Raw genomic sequence first — 18,284 nt, 5'->3', positions numbered from 1 at the left:
GTGTCTTGATGGTCGTCGGCCCGCCAGGGCCAGGGGAGGCGTCGGATGAAGCTGGTGTGGAGGCGTGCCCGCGAGGCGCGAGGGTTGCTGGTTGCCGCGGTGATCGCCGCCCTCGTCGCCGTCGCGTTGGTCACCGGCCTGTCCGACTACAACCGCCGGGCGGTGGACGCCGGGCAGCGTTCGCTGGTTGCCGCCTCGCCGGCCGAGGAGCGCGGCCTGCTGGTCAATGGCTCAGGCGGCCGTGACGCGGCCGAGTTCGCTACCCGGGACAAGGCGGTCCGAGACGGGTTCGCCGCCGGGCTGGCCGGCGTCCCGGTCAGTGTCGCCGCCGCCCGTTACGGCACCGGCCGGGAGTTGACCGGTGACCTTGGGCAGGTGCCCCGTCCGGACGACGAACCGGTCTTCGCGAGCCTGGCCACGCTCGACGACCTCGCCGGCCACGCGGAGCTGACCAGCGGAGCCTGGCCCAGCCCCGGGGCGAACCCGATCCAGGTGAGCCTGCCGGAGCGGGTCGCCGGCGCGCTCGGACTGAGCGTCGGCGAACGCGTCCCGGTGCGTGACCGGGCCACCGAACGACGCGGCGAACTGATGCTCGCCGGCACCTGGCGGCCCCGCGACCCGACGGACGCGTACTGGCTGCTGGCACCCGGAGTGGGGGCGGGCAGCGTCGGTTCCGGCACCTCGTACGGGCCGTTCGCGCTCGACCCGGCTGACTTCGCGGCCACCTTCCCGGGCTCGGTGTCGGCGTCCTGGCTGGCCGAACCGGACCTCGGCGGCGTCGACACCGCCGACCTGCCCGCCGTGCGGAAGGCCCTCGCCGAGGCCGCCTCGGCGGTGCCCGAGGCCGCTCAACTGGGCAGCTCCGGGCAGGCGGTCACCAAGATGGAGCAACTGCTGGACCGGATCGCCCGCGCCGACCTGGTGGGTCGTTCCTCGCTGGCCACCCCGCTGTTGCTCATCCTGGTGCTCGGTGGGTACGCGCTGGTGCTCGTCGCCGCACTGCTGCACGAGGACCGCCGCCCGCAGACCGCACTGTTGCGTGCCCGCGGTGCCGCCCGCCGCCAGTTGGCCGGGCTGGCCGCCCGCGAAGCGACCCTCGTGGTCGCCCCGGCCGCCGTGCTCGGTCCGCTGATCGCCGGTGTGGCACTGCGGTACATCCGCCCCGGCGGGTCGGGCGACCTGCCCACCGCGGGCGGCAACACCACCCTGGTCTGGGCGGCAGCCGCAGCCACCGCAGCCGGTTGCCTCGTCGCCATGGTTCTCCCGACGCTGCGCAGCGCCGGCACGTACGTGGCCGACATGGCCGCCCGGTCCCGCCCGAACCGCGCGGCGAGCGTCCAGCGTGCCAGCATCGACCTGGTGCTCGTGGCGCTCGCCCTGCTCGCCTGGGTGCAGCTACGCCGGTACGCCTCCCCGCTGGCTGGCTCGGGCGGCCAACTGGGCCTCGATCCTCTGCTGGTCGCCGCCCCGACGCTCGGCGTGCTGGCCGGTGCCGTGCTGGCGCTGCGGGTCCTCCCGCCGCTCACCCGGTTCGCCGAGCGGTTCGTCGACCGACGTCCCTGGACGGCCACGATGTTCGGCATGTGGCAGGCCGGTCGGCGTCCACACGCCGGCCCTGTGCTGCTGCTCGCCCTCGCCGTCGGTGGCAGCACCCTGGCCTGGTCCCTGATCAGCACGGGGGAGCGGTCCCAGGTCGAGCAGGCCGGTCACACGGTCGGCGCCGACCTGCGGGTGACCGAACGGGCCGGGTCCGCCCCGCCAACCCGGGTCGGTCAACTCGCCGCGCTGCCGAGCGTGGACCGGGTACTGCCGGCCTGGCGCGACGAGGTGAGGGTCGGCCGGGCGGACCTGCCGGTGACCGTGATCGGCATCGACCCGGCCAGCGCCCCCGGGGTCGTCCAACTCGCCGACCGCCTCAGCGACAATTCAGCGGCGGAGCAGTACAAGCGGATGGTCGGGGCGCGGGGGGCTCCTGCGGGCATCGAGTTGCCCGCCGACGTGCGCGCGATCACCGGCACGGTGCGTACCCCGGTGAGCAACGCGAGCCGGCCGGTTCAGGTCGCGGTGACGCTGCTGGTCACCAGCTCCGACGGGCTCGCCCTGCGGCTGCCGGCAGCCAACGCCGACAGTGACGGCCGGGCGACCCGGTTCACTGTGCAACTGCCCGACGTGGGTGGGGCGCGGCTGCGGCTGGCCGGGTTCGAAGCCGACGGCGGGCTGGCGGCCGGCAACGCCTACCGGCTCCAGGTGGACGGGTTGACGGTGGTCGGTGCCGACGGCACGACCCGACCCGCCGAGCTGAGCGGTGACTGGGTGATGACCGTGCCCGGCGAGAACCCCACACCAGTGCGGCCCACCGCCACCGGCTTCGCCGCGGTCCACGCGGTGGAGGTGATTCCCGGCGGGCAGTTCGCCTACCAGCCGCCCACCCGGTTCTCCATCGTGCCCGGCGGGGAGAGTAAACCCGTACCGGTGCTGATGACCCCCGGGGTACGCGACGCGCTGAGCCTGCGCGTCGGTGACACCGTCGACCTGACGCTCTCCGGGGCGACGCTGCGGGTCCACCTGGTCGGTGAGCTGACCGCCGTGCCGGCCACCACCGGGGAAGGTGTCCTGCTGGACCTGCCCACGGCGGTCGACACGTTGATCAGGGACAGCGGCGCGGTGCGACCCGTACCGGAGTGGTGGGTGGGCGCCGCGGACGCGACGGCCGCAGCCCGGGCGGCCAGCGAACTGCCGGGCGTAACCGTGCTCAACCGGGAAGCGGTGATCGAGTCGGCCGCTGACGACCCGTACTGGCAGGGGTCGCGTACCGGAATGCTCGCCGCCGCGCTCGGCGCGGTGCTGCTCGCCCTCGTCGGCCTGATGGTGGACGTGTGGGCCACCGCCCGGCACCGGCTCGGCGAGTTCGCGGTGCTGCACACCCTCGGCGCCACGCCCCGGCTGCTGGCCCGGGCGCTGCTGGCCGAACAGACCTTCCTCGCCGGCATCGGCGTGGGGGTCGGGCTACTACTCGGCGCCGCGGTCAGCGCAACCATGGCCCCACTGGTCATCCTCACCCCGGCCGCCGGCCGGCCGATTCCCCCGGCGGCGTTCGCGCTGCCCTGGGTGCCGATCGGGCTGACCGCGGTCGGTCTGCTGCTGGCGGCGCTCGCCTTCAGCGCTTTCATCGCCACCGGCATCCGGCAGCGGGTGGCGGCGGTGCAGCTGCGAATCGGGGGAGAACGATGAGCGTCGGCGCGGCCGTCCGGCGGGTCCGGGCGTACGGCGGGCAGTTCCTGCTCCTGGCGGTGCTGACCCTGGTGGTCACGCTGCTGATCAGTGGGGTGCCCCGGTTGGTCAACCGGCTTGCCGAACAGGGGCTGCGGGCGCAGCTGACCAGCGAGCCGGCCGCCCGCCGGGACATCTCGTACACCACGGGCGAGGTGAGCGCACCCCCCGGAAAAACGGCGATGGGCGGCGCCAGCGAACGGTTCGGCACCTTGGCCACGACGATGCCGCCGCAGGTGCGCTCGGCAGTGTCCGAGCAGTGGTACAACGTGGACGTCACGCCGGCCCGGGTATCCGGTCCGGATCTCACGGCCCGGAAACTGCTGGTCGATCTGGGGCTACGGACCATGCCCGGCATCCAGGAAGCCAGCACCCTCGTCGAGGGGACGTGGCCGAGCGAGACGTTCGTACCCGATCGGCCGATCGAGGTGGCGCTCGATGTCGACGTGGCCGGCAAGCTCAACCTGCGCACCGGCAGCAAACTGCGTATCGGCAACGCCGATGCCAAGGGCAATCTCCTCGACCCTGCCCCGATGGTGGTGGCCGGGCTGTTCCGGCCCGCCGATCGCGCGAACGGCATCTGGGACGGACTGCCACCGCTGCTGCGGATCACCGAACCGCTCGGGGACGGCCAGCCGCTGATCGTCGTCGGTGTGGTCGCCCAGTCGACCCTCAACAAGCGGGCCGCGGCGGGTTGGCCGACACGGTCCGAATGGCGGTACCGGCTGGGTGTCGACGCCATCGACGCGCGCGACCTGGACCAGATGATCGACGGCCTGCAGGAGATGCAGCGCAACAAGCCGTCGGACCTCACGTTGACCCAGGGCATCGATGTCCTGTTGCGCGCGTTCGCCGCCCAGGTGAACGCCGCCCGTACCCTGCTCGCGGTGATCGCGGCCGGCGTACTGGCCACGCTGGCCGGGCTGATCGTGCTCGCGGCCAGCCTCGCCACCCGACGGCGTCGCTCGGAGTTCGTCCTGCTGCGCGCCCGCGGTGGTGGGGCCACCGCCGGCGCCCGGCGCAGCCTCGCCGAGTCGCTGCTGGTGGTGCCGGTCGCGGCCGCGCTCGGCTGGTGGCTGGGCACCCTGTTCCCCGGCACCCCGGACCCGACCGCCGCGTACGCCGCCGCGGCGACCGTGCTCGTCACCCTGGCGCTGCCGCTGGCGACGCTGGCCGTACCGATCGGCGGGGCGGCCCGTAGTGATCTGGTCCGGGTGCGTCCGTCGGCCCGTCGGCTCACCGTCGAGGTCTCCCTGCTGCTGCTGGCCGGGCTGGCCGCAGTGCTGCTGCGCAGGCGTGGCCTCACCCTCGGCGAGGTGGACCCGCTGCTGGTGTCGGTGCCGGTGCTGCTCGCGGTCGCTGCGGCGGTGCTTGCGCTGCGGGCGTACCCCTGGCCGTTGTTGCTGGTCAGCCGGTTGGCCGCGCGGACCCGGGGCAGCGTCGCCTTCCTCGGCACGGCGCGGGCCGGCCGGTCGGCTGTCGCCGCCCCGCTGGTCGTCGTGGTGCTGGCGATCGGCACCGCGGCGTTCTGCGCGGTCGTCGCCGCTGGCGTCGACGCGAGCCGGGCACGAGCCGCCGAGCAGATCGTGCCCGCCGACGCGGTGATCCGCGGGGAGCGCTTCGCACCCGACACCATCGACGAGTTGGGCCGCCTGCCGGGGGTTCGGGCCGTCACCCGGATGCTGTACCAGTCTGATGAGCGGCTGGCCGCCGACGAGATCGGCACCGACGCGCGGGTCGCGCAGACGGCCGTGCTGCTGGTCGACGGCTCGGGCCTGGACGCGGTGGCCCGCGAATCCGAGGTGGACCTGACGGTTCCGGCCGCGCTGCGCACCGCCCGGCCCGGCTCGGGGCCGCTGCCGGCGGTCGTCTCCCCGGAGGTCGCCGCCGACCTGGCCAAGGCCGGGCTGGACCGTTCCGCCTTCATCTCCGTGCAGGGTGAGCGGTACGAGTTCCGGGTGGCCGGCACCGAGGAGAGTTTCCCGCTGCTGCCAGCCAACGCCAGCCGGTTCGTGATCCTGCCCTGGCAGGCGCTGCCGGCGCGAAACACGACGCCCGTGCCGACCAGCCTGTTGGTCGCCGGGGACTCGCTGGACGCCGGGGCGCTACGCCAGGCCGGCGACCAGGGTCAGGATCGCTATCAGCGTGGGGGAACGGTGACCGGTCGGGAACGGCCTCTGGGGGTCATCGTCGACACCCGGGCGGACGTCCGCCGGGATCTCGGTAACGGCGGGGCGAACGGAGTGCTGGCTTTCGGTTTCGTGGCCGGCGCCGTCGGCGGCACCGTGCTCGGGCTGCTGGCCATCGCGTTCACCGTGCTGGCCGGAGCGCGCGCCCGGGGTCAGGTGCTGTCCCGGCTGCGCACCCTCGGCCTGTCCCGCCGGCAGTGGCGAGGGCTGCTGCTGGTCGAATTGACCCCGCTGGTCGCGGTGTCGGTGCTGACCGGTGCGCTGGTCGGTGCGGTGCTGCCCCTGCTGCTCAACCCGGTGCTCGGCCTGTCCGCGTTCACCAGTGGTGTGCCCGTCCGGGTGGCCTTCGAGCCAAGCCTGGTCGCCGCGGTGCTCGCGCTCGGGGCGGTCGCCCTCGGCTTCGCGGTCGCCGTCGAGGCCCTGAACAACCGCCGGTTGCGCCTCGGTGAGGTGCTCCGGCTCGGAGAGGAGAGCTGAGATGACCGTTACCGCCCAGACTCCACTGGTGCCGGACCTGGCAGCCATGCAACAGCGGGCCGCACAACGCGCCGCCGAGCGGGCCGGCGGGCAGGACCGCCTTCGCGGGCACATCGTCTGTGACGGCCTGGTGCGCATCTTCAAGACCGAGGGGGTGGAGGTGGTCGCCCTGCAGGGGCTCGACCTGGTCATCGACCGGGGCGAGCTGGTGGCGATCGTCGGTGCCTCCGGCTCGGGCAAGTCGACCCTGCTCAACATCCTCTCCGGCCTGGACACGCCGACCGCCGGCATCGCCCGGGTGGCCGACTACGACCTGCTCTCGCTGTCCGCCAAGCGGCGGCTGAGCTACCGACGGGAGCTGGTCGGGTTCGTCTGGCAGCAGACCGGCCGCAACCTGCTGCCGTACCTCAGCGCCCTGGAGAACGTCGAGCTGCCGATGCAGTTGGCCGGCAAACGCAGCCGGAAGGCCCGCCGGGAGCGCGCCCGGGAACTGCTCGACATGGTCGGCGTGGGTTACTGCGCGGACCGGCGGCCGGGGCAGCTCAGCGGCGGCGAGCAGCAGCGGTGCGCGGTGGCGGTGGCCGTGGCGAACGATCCGGAGGTGCTCTTCGCCGACGAGCCGACCGGTGAACTGGACGAGGCGACCGGCGCGGAGGTCTTCGCGGCGCTGCGCACCATCAACGCCGAGCTGGGGGTGACCATCGTGGTCGTCACCCACGACCACGCCGTGGCCACGCAGGTCCGTCGGACCGTCGCGATCCGCGACGGCCGGACCGCCTCCGAGGTACGCCGGACCGCTCGGATCGACGCGGACGGCAACACCGAGCTGGTGAGCGAGGAGTACGCGGTGCTGGACCGAAACGGGCGGATGCAGCTACCGGCCGCGTTCGTCGACGCGCTCCTGCTGAAGGAGCGGGTCCGGCTCGACCTGGAACCGGACCATGTGCAGGTACGGCCCGGTGACCGGGCCTCGGACGAGCGGGGGGCACGGGCATGAGCCGTCGGGACATGGTGGTGACCGGCGCGGCCGGGTTCGGCGGTGTGCCGGCGGCGCAACCTGCTGAGGTGGTCCGGGTCAGTGGCGTGAGCCGGACCTTCGGTCGGGGCGAGCACGCCGTGCACGCGGTACGGGACGTCTCGTTCACGGCCAATCGGGGCGAGCTGGTCGCCATCCGGGGCCGCTCCGGGGCCGGCAAGACGACGCTGTTGAACCTGATCGGCGGGCTGGACCGGCCGGACAGCGGTCAGGTGGTGGTGGCCGGGCACGAGGTCACCGCGGCCGGCGAGGCGGAGTTGCTGCGGCTGCGCCGGGGCACCGTCGGGTTCGTGTTCCAGACCTTCGGGCTGGTGCCGATCCTCTCCGCCGCCGAGAACGTGGGCGTGCCGTTGCGGCTGGCGCAGGTGCCGGCCGCGGAACGGGAGCAGCGGGTCGCGGTGCTGCTGGAGCTGGTCGGTCTGGGCGGGCACGCGGCGCAGCGCCCGTACGAGCTCTCCGGTGGGCAGCAGCAGAGGGTCGCGGTGGCCCGAGCGCTGGCCAACGAGCCGGATCTGCTCATCGCCGACGAGCCCACCGGTCAGCTCGACTCGGAGACCGGTCGGTCCATCATGGACCTGCTACGCGCGGTGGTGCACGCCCGCGGCATGACGGCGCTGGTGGCCACGCACGACCCCGCCCTGATCGATCTCGCCGACCGCGTGCTCGTCCTGCGCGACGGGCGGCTCGTCGACGGCTGACCGCCGCCGGACGACTGCCCACGCCAGGGGGTGGCGTCCAACGGTCCCTGCGGGGCCGTGAATCAGAGGCGGAGCTTCATGCCCTCGTGGCTGGCCGCGAAGCCGAGACCCAGGTAGAAGCGGTGCGCGTCCGCGCGGGTTTTGTCCGTGGTGAGCTGCACCAGGGCGCAACCGCGCCGCCGGGCCTGGTCGATGGCCCAGGTCATCAACTCGCGGCCGAGCCCTCGGCCGCGCCGGTCGGAGTGGACCCGGACCGACTCGATCAGGGACCGCTCGGCGCCGTGCCGGCCGAGCCCCGGGATGTAGGTGATCTGGAGGCAGCCGACCAGGTCGCCGTCCTGCTCGGCGACGATCAGCAGGTTGCGCGGGTCGGCGGTGATGTCCGCGAACGCCTTCTCGTACGCCTCGTCGACCTCGGTGAAGTCGCGGGCCTTACCCAGCACGTCGTCGGATAGCAGGGCGATGACGGCGGGCAGGTCGGCCCGAACGGCCTGCCGGAAGATCACATCGGTCATGCGGGCAGCCTGGCACGACCCCTCAGCAGCCGTCCAGCCAGCTGCGCAGCGCCCACCACCAGTGGACGGTCTCCGGCACCGTGCACCGTCCCCCCTCCTCGACCGGCGGCCCGCCGGTCACCTCCCGAAGCCGGCGCAACCGGTAGCGCACCGTGTTCGGGTGCACGTGCAAGGCGGCGGCGGTCTGGTCCAGCCGCTGGCCGTGGTCCAGCCAGGCGAGCGCTGTGCTGGCCAGCTCCCGGTGAAACTCGTCGGCCGGGTCGAGCGCGCCGAGCAGCGTGCCCCGCAGCAGCTCGGCCAGGGCCGGCTGGGCGGCCAGGGCGGTCTCCCCGGCCAGGTCGGTCAACCGGCGCAGGCCGCGCAACCGTCGGTGCGTGGCAGTGCGCAGCGCCGCCAGGCAGAGCGCGTACATCGCCGGGGCCCGCTCCAGCGGTTGTGCCGGCGCCACCAGCACCAGCAGGTCGACCGTCGCGGCGCCGGGAAATCGCGGGAGCAGGCCGGCCAACCGGTCCTCGACGGTGCCGAGCAGGCCGCCGTGCCGGAGGAGCTGGCGGTGCAGGGCGTGCGACGGCGCCGGATCGGGATGGGTGGTGACCAGGCAGTGGTAGCGGCCGTCCGGCCGTAACCCGAACCGGGCAAGTTCGGCTGGTGACGTGCCGGCGGGCCCGTCGAGCAGCAGCCGGCCCAGCAGGCGTGCCCGGGCTGCTGCGCCGGTGCCGACCAACTCCCGCTCGGCGGCCCGGTGCCCGTCCACCACCGCCCACTCCACCGCGGCCGCGTACCGGCCGATGGTGAGCAGCCCCTCCAGCAGCACCTCGTCCGCGATGCCGGCCGCCCGGCCGTGCCGGACCACCAGTTCGACCGCCCGGTCCCGGCCGGCCTGCACGCCGCGCAGCAGGCCGGCGACGGAGATGCCCTTCGCCGCCCGGCCGGCCCCGAGTCTGCGGGCCTCGGTGAAGTCACGCCCGGCGGGATCCTCGTGGCGTTCCAGCGCGCCGAGGCCGCTGGTGACCAGCAGGACGACCTGCCGGCGGACCTCGCCGGCCGGGAGGCGGGCCACCTCGGGCGAGTTCGCGCGGGCGGCCCGGGCCACCTCGTCCACGGCGACGGCGTCGGCGGCCAGGTCGCGTAGCAGCGCCCCGAACGTGGGGGCTTTTCCTGTCCGGGTCATCGGCGCGCGCCGCCTCCCGTTGTCGTCGCGGCACAACCAGGACGGTCGGTCGTTGGCATCCGGTCCCTAGTCGTGGTGACCGTCCGGTTGCTCTCCTGGTTGTTACCGCAAGGTAACACCGATCGAGCCACCGAGAAACGTCGATGTCCTACCGGCTGCCAGGAGGCGTCCATGACCCCTGTGTCACCCCGCCCGTCCCGATCCCGCCGCCGCGCCGGCCTCGCCGCGCTGGCCGCCCTCGCGCTCGCCGTGCCGACCCCCCTGGCGGCGCCCACGCCCGCCGCCGCGTCCGCCGCCCTGCAGGAGGTGATGTTCGTCGGCAACAACTGGGACGGCACCGCCGACGTCATCCGCTCCCGTGGCGACTACGCCAAGCTCGGCCGGATCAACGTGACCCCGGACCGGGCCGCGCGGCTACGCGAGATCTACCTCAACCCGATCAAGCTGGCCTACTTTCTCGGCATCCGGCAGGGGCCGGGGGAGGGCCACGACCAGCTCGTCGACGACATGTACACCACCCCGGACGGCGCTGCCCTGGTCGCGTCCCGGCCCAGCTTCGCCGACGTGGTCTCGATCGACCTCGCCACCGGGGGGATCCGCTGGCGGTTCCCGGTCTCCGGCTACCGCGCCGATCACATGGCCGTGTCGCCCGACGGCACCCGGGTCGCGGTCTCCGCGTCCACCTCGAACACCCTGCACGTGCTGGACATCCGCACCGGCCAGCAGCTGGGCTCGTTCGGCACCGGCGACAAGCCGCACGAGAACATCTTCACCGACGGCGGTCGTCGGCTGTGGAACATGTCCATCGGCGAGGTCAACACCGACCTGGACGCGCCCTGGCTGGACTGGACCAAGGGAGACCGCCGGATCACCGTCGCCGACACCACCACGTTCCAGGTGGTCAAGGTGATCGACATGCGGGACCGGCTGGACGCCGCCGGCCGCCGCGACCTCTCCGACGCGGTCCGCCCGGCGGTGTTCACCCCGGACGGCGGCAAGCTCTACTTCCAGGTGTCCTTCTTCAACGGCCTGGTCGAGTACGACGTGGCCGCCGACCGGATCACCCGGGTCGCCACGCTGCCGAAGAACCCGGCCACCAGCGAGGACCGCACCACCTGGGTGAACGACTCGCGGCACCATGGCCTGTCGGTCAGCCCGGACGGCGCCCGGCTCTGCGTCGCCGGCACGATGGACGACTACGCGACCGTGGTGGACCGGGCCACGCTGCGCGAGGGCCCGCTCGTGCCGGCCAGCAAGCCGTACTGGGCCACGGTCAGCGGGGACGGCCGGGACTGCGTGATCTCCGAATCCGGTGCGGACCAGGTCACCGCGATCAACTTCGCCACCGGCCAGGAGGTGGCCAGCGTCCCGGTCGGCGACCACCCACAGCGGGTCCGCATCGGCCACCTGCCGGAGGGCTGGTCGCCACCGGCCGCCGGCTGACCGGGCACCGTCACCGGGCGGGGCAGCGCAGCCCCTCCCGCGGAACGGTCAGGTCGAGCAGGTAGGCGTCGACCGCCGCGGTGATGCAGGAGGTCTGCGGGTACGCGGTGTGCCCCTCGCCCTCCCAGGTGAGCACCCGACCGACACCCAGCATCGAGGCGAGCCGCGGGGTCTGCTCGTAGGGCGTCGCCGGGTCACCTGTGGTGCCGACCACCACGATCGGCGGAGCGCCGTTCGCCCGGCCGGTCGGGTACGGGTCACGCCCACCCGGCCATTCGACGCAGCCCAACATGCCGACCGCGAGCGCCGGCCCGAACAGCGGATACTTTCCGCGCCACTCCGACTGCAACTGCCGGATCTGCTCCCGGCTCGGCTTCTCCGTCTCGTCGGCGCAGTTGATGGCCAGGTTGGCGTCGAACAGGTTCGTGTAGCGCCCATCGTCCTCCCGACCGGCGTACGCGTCGGCGAGCCGGAACACGTCCTTCGGGTCGCCCTCGGCCAGCCGGTCGATCGCCTGGGCCAGCTCCTGCCAGCCGGATTCGGTGTAGAGCGACGAGATGACCGCGTAGAACACCCAGCCGGCGGTGGCCTCCCGCCCGTCGTCGCCGCGTACCGGGGAAACCTTGGCCTTGTCGATGGCTGAGGTCACCGCGGCACGCGCGTCCGGAGCGATCGGGCAGCGGCCGGCGTTCGCGGCGCACCAGCGGGTGAAGTTGTTGAAGGCCCGCTCGAAGCCACGGGCCTGGCTCTCCGAGCCCTCCACCAGTCGCTGCTGAGGGTCGACGGCGCCGTCGAGCACCAGCGCCCGCACCCGCTCCGGGTAGAGCTGGGCGTACGTGGCGCCGAGCAGGGTGCCGTAGGAGTAGCCCAGGTAGGTGAGTTTGTCGTCACCCACGGCGGCGCGCACCGCGTCCATGTCGCGGGCAGCCTGCTCGGTGCCGTACAGCGGCAACTGGTCGCCGTACCGATCGCCGCAGCCGCGCCCGATCCGCTGGTTCAGGCCGACGAGGCCGTCGAACGCCGACTGGCTCGCTGGGTCCGGGTCGAAGCCGAAGCTGGCGTCCAGGTCGGCGTCGGAGATGCACTTCACCGGGCTGGACCGGGCGACTCCCCGCGGGTCGAAGCCAACGATGTCGAAGCGCTCGGTGATCGAGGTGGGCAGCCCACCGAACTGGGTGCCGAAGGACAGGTAGACGGCCGTGTCGACGCCGGAGCCGCCGGGACCGCCCGGGTTGATCACCAGCGAGCCGACCCGGTCCCGTTGCTTGGTGGACCGGGCACGCAGCAGGGCGATCTCGAAGGTCTCCCCGGCGCCCGGGCCGGCCGTCGCCCCGCTGCCGGTGCCCCAGTCGCGGGGCACCGCGATCCGGGTGCACTCGTAGCGCATGTCCGGTGCGCCGCGCCCGACCAGCTCGTCGGGAACCTCGGGACAGGGCCGCCAGGTCGGCGCGCTGCCGGTCGGCCCGGCCGCACCCTCCACGTCGGTGCGTGGCGCGAACGCCGGCAGCGTGCAGCCGGCGGTAAGCAGTGCGGCCACGGCGAAGGCGGCGAGAGTTCGACGGACCCGGCGACTGGTCGCCATCCGAGGCTGGTCGGCGGTGCGGGTCACGTGATCCTCCGAGGTCGGGTCGACGGCCAGGCTACGCCGAGCCGGTGGCGGCCCGGTCCACGGTGGCCGCCGGGTCGCCGCGCAGCACCTGGTCCACATCGAAGCGGATCGGGCGGTCGAGCTGGTCGTAGCGGCAGGATCGGGGATCGCGGTCCGGTCGCCAGCGGACGAACTGGGCGGTGTGCCGGAACCGTTCGCCCTCCATCGCGTCGTAGCCCACCTCGACCACCAGCTCCGGGCGCACCGGCTCCCACTCCAGGTTCTTCGTGCCGGTCCACCGGCTCACCCCGCCCGGGATGCGTTGGCCACGCTCGTGGTCGCCATGCACCCACGGGTGCTCGCCGCCGGTGTCCCGGTAGGGCGCCAGCTCGTCGAGCAACTCGGCGCGGCGGGCCATGCTGAACGACGCGCTCACCCCCACGTGGTGCAGGACCCCGGCGTCGTCATACAGGCCGAGCAGCAACGAGCCCACCACCGGGCCGGATTTGTGCCAGCGGAAGCCGGCCACCACCGCGTCCGCCGTACGGGAGTGCTTGACCTTGAACATCAGCCGTTTGCCCGGCTCGTACGGCAGGTCAGCCGGCTTGACGATCAGCCCGTCCAGCCCGGCGCCCTCAAAGACGTCGAACCAACGGCGGGCGGTGTCCGGATCGGTGGTGACCTGGGTGACGTGCACCGGCGGGTGCACCCCGGCCAGCGCCTCGACCAACCGCTCCCGGCGGCGCGGGTAGGGCTGGTCGAGCAGCGCCTCGTCGCCGATGGCCAGCAGGTCGAAGGCGACGAAATCGGCCGGTGTGGTCTCGGACAGCATCTTCACCCGGGACGCGGCCGGGTGGACGCGCTGGGCCAGCAGCTCGAAATCCAACCGGGGCTGGCCGCTCGGCCCGTCGCGCCGGATGACGATCAGCTCACCGTCGACCGCGCACCGTTCGGGCAACTGCCGGCGGGCCTGCTCGACCACCTCGGGGAAGTAGCGGGTCATCGACTTGCCGCCCCGACTGGACAACTCGACCTCGTCGCCGTCGCGGAACACGATGCACCGGAACCCGTCCCACTTGGGCTCGTAGGTCACCCCCGGCGTGGTGGGCAGCTTGGGAACGCTCTTGGCCAGCATCGGCTCGACCGGCGGGTTGATCGGCAGGTCCACGGCGACCAGTCAATCAGACGGTGCCGACAGTCGTGAGGCAGATCACCGTGGGTGCCGTGGTGGCGTGTCCTCCCGCGCGCCGCTCGTCCCGACCGGGCGAATCGAATAACCGCAGGTCAGAGCTACTTTCGCGAGGTGTCCGAGTGGGTCTGTGACTGCTGCGGGCGGTGGCGGGTGAGTGTCGAGCTGATCCGGGGCCGCTACCGCTACCGGCTGACCCGCCGTTACCCGGAGCGGTTCGGCGGTGGTCGGAACGTGCTCGGTGAGGTCGGCTCGGTGCCGGAGCTGGAGGAGCTGCTGCGCAGGCGTACCCCACTGAGCCTGGCCGACCTGCGCGAAGCCGCCTGATCCCGCCGGGGTTGCGCGCCGGTGTCACGATCCACCTGGCGGCCACGTCTGCACCCGTGGCGGTGCCGGACGGCGCCGCCGGGGAGGGGACGCGATGCGGTTCGAAGACGGTACGGAGATCGCCGCCGACGTTGAGCGGGTCTGGGCGGTGCTGATCGACGTGCAGCGCTGGCCGGAGTGGACGACCTCGGTATCCCGCGCCGAGCGGGGGGAGCAGGGGCCATTCGCCGTCGGCGCGACCGCACGGCTGACCCAGCCGAAACTGCGGCCAGCGGTGTGGCGGGTCACCGAGCTGACCGAGCAGCGGGAGTTCGTCTGGGTCTCCGACTCCCCGGGTGTGCGGACCACGGCGGACCACCGACTGCTGCCGCTGCCCGACGGCCGTACGCGCGTCGAGCTGGCAATGAGCCAGTCTGGGCCGCTGGCCGGCCTGATCGGCTGGCTCTACGGCGGCCTGCTCCGGCGCTATCTTCGCCTTGAGGCCGACGGCCTCAAGCGTCGGAGCGAGCAGGGCTGACGGCACAGCCGTCGCCGGCACCGACGCGCGACCCGGTCCTGTCGGCCGTACCCTGGCGCGTGTCCAGCCGAGGTCGAGGGGGAACGGTGGCGGAGCTGACGTACCCGGAGGTGGGGTCGACCCGGCAGGGGCCGCTGCCCGGCGGATACCACCACCTGCGCCACCGGTACCCGATGCCAGCGGGCTGCTTCGAGACCGCGGCCGAGGCGGTGCTGAGCTGGCGGCTGCACCGCGCCGCCGGTGTCCGGATGCGCACCGACGCTCCACGGGCCACCGAGGGCGTGCTGGTGACCGCCGGCCTGGGCGTCGGTCCGGTCCGCGTCTGGGGGCCCTGCCGGGTGATCTGGAGGGCGGATTCACCCACGCTCGCCGGCTTCGGCTACGGCACCCTGCCGGGGCACCCGGAGCGGGGCGAGGAGGCGTTCGTGGTCGGCCGTGACGACGGCGGCGCGGTCTGGTTCGAGGTACGCGCGTTCAGCCTCCCGGACCGCTGGTTCACCCGTGCTGGCGGCCCGGTGGTCCGGGCCGTTCAACACACCTACGCGTGGTGGCTCGGACGCACTCTGCGCCGGCTGTGCGCCGGACGCTGACCGCAGTGGTCAGAACCGGGCGAACGAGCGGATCGGGGCGCGCGGGCCGTACTTCGGCGCTCGAAGGCCGGCGGCCTCCAGCAGCAGGCAGACCCGGCCCCGGTGACCCCTGAACGGCTCCAGCAGGGCCAGCATCCGTGCATCGTCGCCCCTCGGCTCGCCCGCGAGCGCCCAGGCCACCGTGTTCGGAATGTGGTAGTCGCCGACGCTGACCGCGTCCGCGTCGCCGTAGGCGATCCGCACCACCTCGGCGGCGGTCCACGGGCCGATGCCGGGGATGGCGGTCAGTCGGCGGGTGGCCTCGGTGGCGTCGGCGCTGCGCTCCAACCGGTCGGCGAGCGACGCGGCGCGACGCAGCGTGTCGGCCCGGCGTTGCTCGACGCCGAAGGGGTGGAACACCCAGTACGGGGTGGCGGCCACCGCGGCGGCCTCGGGCGGCAGGAGCAGCGGTTGTAGCGGGCCGGGTGCGGGCTCGCGGAAGTGCCGCACGGTCGCCGCGTACGCCCGGTACGCCTCCTTGCCGGTGACCTTCTGCTCGAAGACCGCGCGCAGCAGCCGGGGGAAGACCTGCCCGGTCGTGGGCATCCGCAGCCCGCGGTGCTCCCGGGCCAGTCGGGCGACCAGTGGGTGCGCCGCGGCCAGCTCGGCGAAGCCGGCCTGGTCGTCACGCAGCCCGGCGATCGCGTCGGCGCGGGCCAGGACGTGCTCGGCGCCGGGCCCGTAGCCCTCCGCGAGCAACTCGCCGCCCGCGGGCCGCAGCGCGAGAGTGGCCGGCCCGTCCGGGGTGCGGGCGGCCCACCAGAAGGTGCCGGCGGCGACGCGCGCGCACGGGTCGTACGGGCTGAAGGTGAGCGCGCGGACCGATGCGGCCAGCCGGTAGCCGACCGGCGGGTGCAGCACCCTGGTCGCGGCGGGTTCGGTCTCGGTCACCCCGTTACTCTGCCAGGCCACGGTGCTGCCTCAGTGACCGCCGTACAGGGTCCCGCAGCCCGTTGGGGAGAATCGTGAGGATGCGTTCGACTAACCAGATCGGTGTCGTTAACCACCCGAATGGCCAGGATTCTTCCGGCTAGTCGGTGCAGAACGCCCTTATGCCACCTTCCGCTGTATGCCAGGTGTCGATCGTGTGGTTGTTTGATGTCCTGCAGGTAAATGCACTGCCCCGGGTCACCTGCGGCGGCCACCAGCTTCCCCGCTCGCGGGAGAACGGGGTCCGGCCCGGAGATCGGTGTCCACCGACAGCGGCCACAGCGCTGCGTACGGTCGGTGCAGATCGCCATGCAGTGCCAACGGGGGATCTGTGGAAAGGCATGCAGTGATGGCTGCACGAGTGTGTGTCGAATCATCGCGAGTGGGGTTTCACGCCGCTACCCAGCAGCAGGGCTGACGGGGTGGCCGCCGATGAGGTGGCAGTCCCGAGCGGACGGCCCAGCGCATGATCGCCCTGAAGATCTACCGACTTCTGCCGTCGCCGGCACGGCGGCGCCTCCTGGCTCTGCTGCCCGCGCACCGGCGGATCGGCGTGGTGCAGACGCTCTCCCGACCACGCGGCGGCGACACCGTGCATCCCCTGGGTGCCCGGGTGAGCGTGCCCGACGGTGGCGTCCGAACCCGGGCTGAGGTGGTCGCCACGGCTACGCCGTTGGAGCAGTGGCACCGCAACCTCACCGCCGTCACCACCGCGCTGCGCACGGCCGGCATCGAGTATCACTGCATCCGCAACGATGACCATCTGCGCAGCACCGTCGCAGTCCTCGACGACCAACGCCCGGCGGTGCAACGCCTGATCAGCTCCGCTCCGGCGCTGTCGGGCGCCCACGTCCGGGTGGTGCAGGTTCGGCCCGGTCGGGACCAGCCGGACGCCGCACCGACCGAGGTGTTCCAGGTCTGCTTCCCGGTGACCGACGCCCGGGCCAATGTGGTCCTCGGCGCCAAGTTCGCCTGCGAGATCGAGTTCTGGAGCCGGCGCGGGGACATGGTTCGCGCGCCTCGACGCAACGGGGTCGTCGACGAGGCGCCCGCCCGGGCGCAGCCGGTCCGGGTGGCCGCAGCACTGATGAGCCACTTCGTGCCCGAGGCAGACGACCACACCTACGGCACCCGCCGGGACCTGGCCGTCCGGGCGCCGGACCGCATTGGCTTCCCGATCGACGCCGTCTACACCTGGGTGGACGGCTCCGACCCGCAATGGTTGAAGCGGAAGTCGACGGCGCTCGGTGCCCCCGACGGCCCGCTGCACGCGGTCGCGGCGAACTCCTCGCGCTACCACAACCGTGACGAGCTGCGGTATTCGATGCGGTCGCTGCACAGCTTCGCGCCCTGGCTGCGGCGGATCTTCCTGATCACCGACAGTCAGCTGCCGAGCTGGCTCGACCCGAGCCATCCGATGATCACGATCATCTCGCATGCCGAACTCTTCGCCGACCTCGGCGGTCGGTCGTCGTTCAACTCGCACGCCATCGAGTCCCGGTTGCACCGTATCGATGGTCTGGCCGAACACTTCCTCTACCTCAATGACGACGTGTTCCTCGGGCGTCCGCTGCTGCCGAACCACTTCTTCCACGCCAACGGGATCGCGAAGTTCTTCCCCTCACCGGCGCAGTTCGGCCTGGGCGAGGCGAAGCCGGAGGATCCGCCGGTGAAAGCCGCCGGAAAGAACAACCGTCGGCACATCCAGCGGCAGTTCGGCGTGACCATCACGCAGAAGATGAAGCACACCCCGTTCGCACTGCGCCGCAGCATCATGCAGCAGATCGAGGGCAAGTTGCCGGAGGAGGTGATGGCCACCGCGCGGCACCGGTTCCGTCACCACGGCGACCTGTCCATCCCGTCGTCACTGCACCAGTACTGGGCGTTCCTGACCGCGCAGGCCGTCCCCGGCGACATCGAGTACGAGTACGCCGACCTGGGTCACCCCTCGACCCCCGCCCGTCTGACCGAGCTGCTGGCCCGCCGGCACCGCGACGTCTTCTGCCTCAACGACACCGATTCCGACCCTCGGTCGTTCGAAGAGCAGGAAAAGATGCTGGCCGACTTCCTGCCGCGCTATCTGCCCTTCCCCGCGCCGTTCGAGCTGCCGGACGACGTGGTGGCGGAGCGGCGGAGCGTGGGTGCCAGCGAGCTGTGGCGGCGGTCGTACCGGCCGATGCGGGATGCCCGTCGGGGCGCTCCGATCGACGCGCCGACCATGCCGAACAACATGCTCAACACGGTCACCGACTTCAAGGCCGTCCTGCTGCGGCGCGACGAGTGAAACTGCGGCAGCCCAGCCAGC

Annotated in this window: 14 protein-coding genes; 9 read left to right on the top strand and 5 right to left on the bottom strand. The window is 72.9% G+C overall.

Annotation, left to right across the window (positions count from 1 at the left end):
* Nucleotides 1-45: 45 nt before the first annotated feature.
* Genes ABZT18_RS01280 through ABZT18_RS01265 form a run of 4 tightly spaced genes read left to right on the top strand, consistent with a single transcriptional unit; the run spans nucleotide 46 to nucleotide 7,670 of the window.
* Nucleotides 46-3,231, top strand: coding sequence for an ABC transporter permease (locus ABZT18_RS01280; protein ID WP_354993363.1), 3,186 nt, complete (start codon nucleotides 46-48; stop codon nucleotides 3,229-3,231).
* The gene (locus ABZT18_RS01275) at nucleotides 3,228-5,936 is read left to right on the top strand and encodes an FtsX-like permease family protein (RefSeq protein ID WP_354993364.1); all 2,709 of its coding nucleotides are present in this window, start codon (nucleotides 3,228-3,230) and stop codon (nucleotides 5,934-5,936) included. The genes ABZT18_RS01280 and ABZT18_RS01275 overlap by 4 nt, the downstream gene beginning before the upstream one ends.
* Before the next feature lies 1 nt (nucleotide 5,937).
* The gene (locus ABZT18_RS01270; RefSeq protein ID WP_354993365.1) at nucleotides 5,938-6,933 is read left to right on the top strand and encodes an ABC transporter ATP-binding protein; all 996 of its coding nucleotides are present in this window, start codon (nucleotides 5,938-5,940) and stop codon (nucleotides 6,931-6,933) included.
* Nucleotides 6,934-6,944: 11 nt separating this feature from the next.
* Nucleotides 6,945-7,670: an ABC transporter ATP-binding protein gene (locus ABZT18_RS01265; RefSeq protein WP_354993601.1), complete on the top strand. Its 726-nt coding sequence runs from the start codon at nucleotides 6,945-6,947 to the stop codon at nucleotides 7,668-7,670.
* Nucleotides 7,671-7,732: 62 nt separating this feature from the next.
* Here ABZT18_RS01265 and ABZT18_RS01260 read toward each other — a convergent pair whose 3' ends face one another.
* Complete coding sequence (locus ABZT18_RS01260; protein WP_354993366.1) at nucleotides 7,733-8,185, bottom strand: GNAT family N-acetyltransferase; 453 nt, start codon at nucleotides 8,183-8,185, stop codon at nucleotides 7,733-7,735.
* Between the two features lie 22 nt (nucleotides 8,186-8,207).
* Nucleotides 8,208-9,356, bottom strand: a complete 1,149-nt coding sequence (locus ABZT18_RS01255; RefSeq protein ID WP_354993367.1) for a helix-turn-helix domain-containing protein — start codon at nucleotides 9,354-9,356, stop codon at nucleotides 8,208-8,210.
* A 171-nt stretch (nucleotides 9,357-9,527) separates the two neighbouring features.
* Between ABZT18_RS01255 and ABZT18_RS01250 the strand changes: the two genes are divergently transcribed.
* Complete coding sequence (locus ABZT18_RS01250; protein WP_354993368.1) at nucleotides 9,528-10,799, top strand: YncE family protein; 1,272 nt, start codon at nucleotides 9,528-9,530, stop codon at nucleotides 10,797-10,799.
* A gap of 10 nt (nucleotides 10,800-10,809) precedes the next feature.
* Here the strand turns inward: ABZT18_RS01250 and ABZT18_RS01245 are convergent, their stop codons facing one another.
* Nucleotides 10,810-12,381 carry an alpha/beta hydrolase gene (locus ABZT18_RS01245; protein ID WP_354993602.1) on the bottom strand — a complete coding sequence of 524 codons (1,572 nt, stop codon included), beginning with the start codon at nucleotides 12,379-12,381 and terminating at the stop codon, nucleotides 10,810-10,812.
* 58 nt (nucleotides 12,382-12,439) lie between these two features.
* A complete protein-coding gene (locus ABZT18_RS01240; RefSeq protein ID WP_354993369.1) occupies nucleotides 12,440-13,555 on the bottom strand; it encodes an ATP-dependent DNA ligase in 1,116 nt (371 codons plus the stop codon).
* A gap of 135 nt (nucleotides 13,556-13,690) precedes the next feature.
* On the opposite strand from ABZT18_RS01240, the gene ABZT18_RS01235 reads away from it, so the two are divergent.
* From ABZT18_RS01235 to ABZT18_RS01225, 3 genes are all read left to right on the top strand, one after another.
* Entirely contained in the window at nucleotides 13,691-13,903 is a 213-nt protein-coding gene (locus tag ABZT18_RS01235; protein ID WP_099851492.1) for a hypothetical protein, read from the top strand.
* Nucleotides 13,904-13,997: 94 nt separating this feature from the next.
* On the top strand, nucleotides 13,998-14,420 hold the full coding sequence (locus ABZT18_RS01230) for an SRPBCC family protein (RefSeq protein WP_354993370.1): 423 nt from the start codon (nucleotides 13,998-14,000) through the stop codon (nucleotides 14,418-14,420).
* A gap of 86 nt (nucleotides 14,421-14,506) precedes the next feature.
* Nucleotides 14,507-15,010, top strand: a complete 504-nt coding sequence (locus tag ABZT18_RS01225; RefSeq protein ID WP_354993371.1) for a DUF1990 domain-containing protein — start codon at nucleotides 14,507-14,509, stop codon at nucleotides 15,008-15,010.
* A 9-nt stretch (nucleotides 15,011-15,019) separates the two neighbouring features.
* Here the strand turns inward: ABZT18_RS01225 and ABZT18_RS01220 are convergent, their stop codons facing one another.
* Nucleotides 15,020-15,940 (bottom strand): DNA-3-methyladenine glycosylase 2 family protein, encoded by a 921-nt coding sequence (locus ABZT18_RS01220; protein ID WP_354993372.1) that lies wholly within the window; start codon nucleotides 15,938-15,940, stop codon nucleotides 15,020-15,022.
* 505 nt (nucleotides 15,941-16,445) lie between these two features.
* Between ABZT18_RS01220 and ABZT18_RS01215 the strand changes: the two genes are divergently transcribed.
* Nucleotides 16,446-18,263, top strand: coding sequence for a stealth family protein (locus ABZT18_RS01215; protein WP_354993373.1), 1,818 nt, complete (start codon nucleotides 16,446-16,448; stop codon nucleotides 18,261-18,263).
* Nucleotides 18,264-18,284 lie beyond the last annotated feature (21 nt).

Source organism: Micromonospora sp. NPDC005291 (genome assembly GCF_040607415.1).
Classification (GTDB): domain Bacteria; phylum Actinomycetota; class Actinomycetes; order Mycobacteriales; family Micromonosporaceae; genus Micromonospora.
Note: the sequence above shows the minus strand (reverse complement) of the source record. Positions and strands in the feature narration are given on the sequence as shown.

Excerpts from the sequence above, each read along its gene's own strand:
- ABZT18_RS01280 (WP_354993363.1), top strand. The coding sequence starts at position 46 with ATGAAGCTGGTGTGGAGGCGTGCCCGCGAGGCGCGAGGGTTGCTGGTT.
- ABZT18_RS01275 (WP_354993364.1), top strand. The coding sequence starts at position 3,228 with ATGAGCGTCGGCGCGGCCGTCCGGCGGGTCCGGGCGTACGGCGGGCAG.
- ABZT18_RS01270 (WP_354993365.1), top strand. The coding sequence starts at position 5,938 with ATGACCGTTACCGCCCAGACTCCACTGGTGCCGGACCTGGCAGCCATG.
- ABZT18_RS01265 (WP_354993601.1), top strand. The coding sequence starts at position 6,945 with ATGGTGGTGACCGGCGCGGCCGGGTTCGGCGGTGTGCCGGCGGCGCAA.
- ABZT18_RS01260 (WP_354993366.1), bottom strand. The coding sequence starts at position 8,185 with ATGACCGATGTGATCTTCCGGCAGGCCGTTCGGGCCGACCTGCCCGCC.
- ABZT18_RS01255 (WP_354993367.1), bottom strand. The coding sequence starts at position 9,356 with ATGACCCGGACAGGAAAAGCCCCCACGTTCGGGGCGCTGCTACGCGAC.
- ABZT18_RS01250 (WP_354993368.1), top strand. The coding sequence starts at position 9,528 with ATGACCCCTGTGTCACCCCGCCCGTCCCGATCCCGCCGCCGCGCCGGC.
- ABZT18_RS01245 (WP_354993602.1), bottom strand. The coding sequence starts at position 12,381 with ATGGCGACCAGTCGCCGGGTCCGTCGAACTCTCGCCGCCTTCGCCGTG.
- ABZT18_RS01230 (WP_354993370.1), top strand. The coding sequence starts at position 13,998 with ATGCGGTTCGAAGACGGTACGGAGATCGCCGCCGACGTTGAGCGGGTC.
- ABZT18_RS01215 (WP_354993373.1), top strand. The coding sequence starts at position 16,446 with ATGATCGCCCTGAAGATCTACCGACTTCTGCCGTCGCCGGCACGGCGG.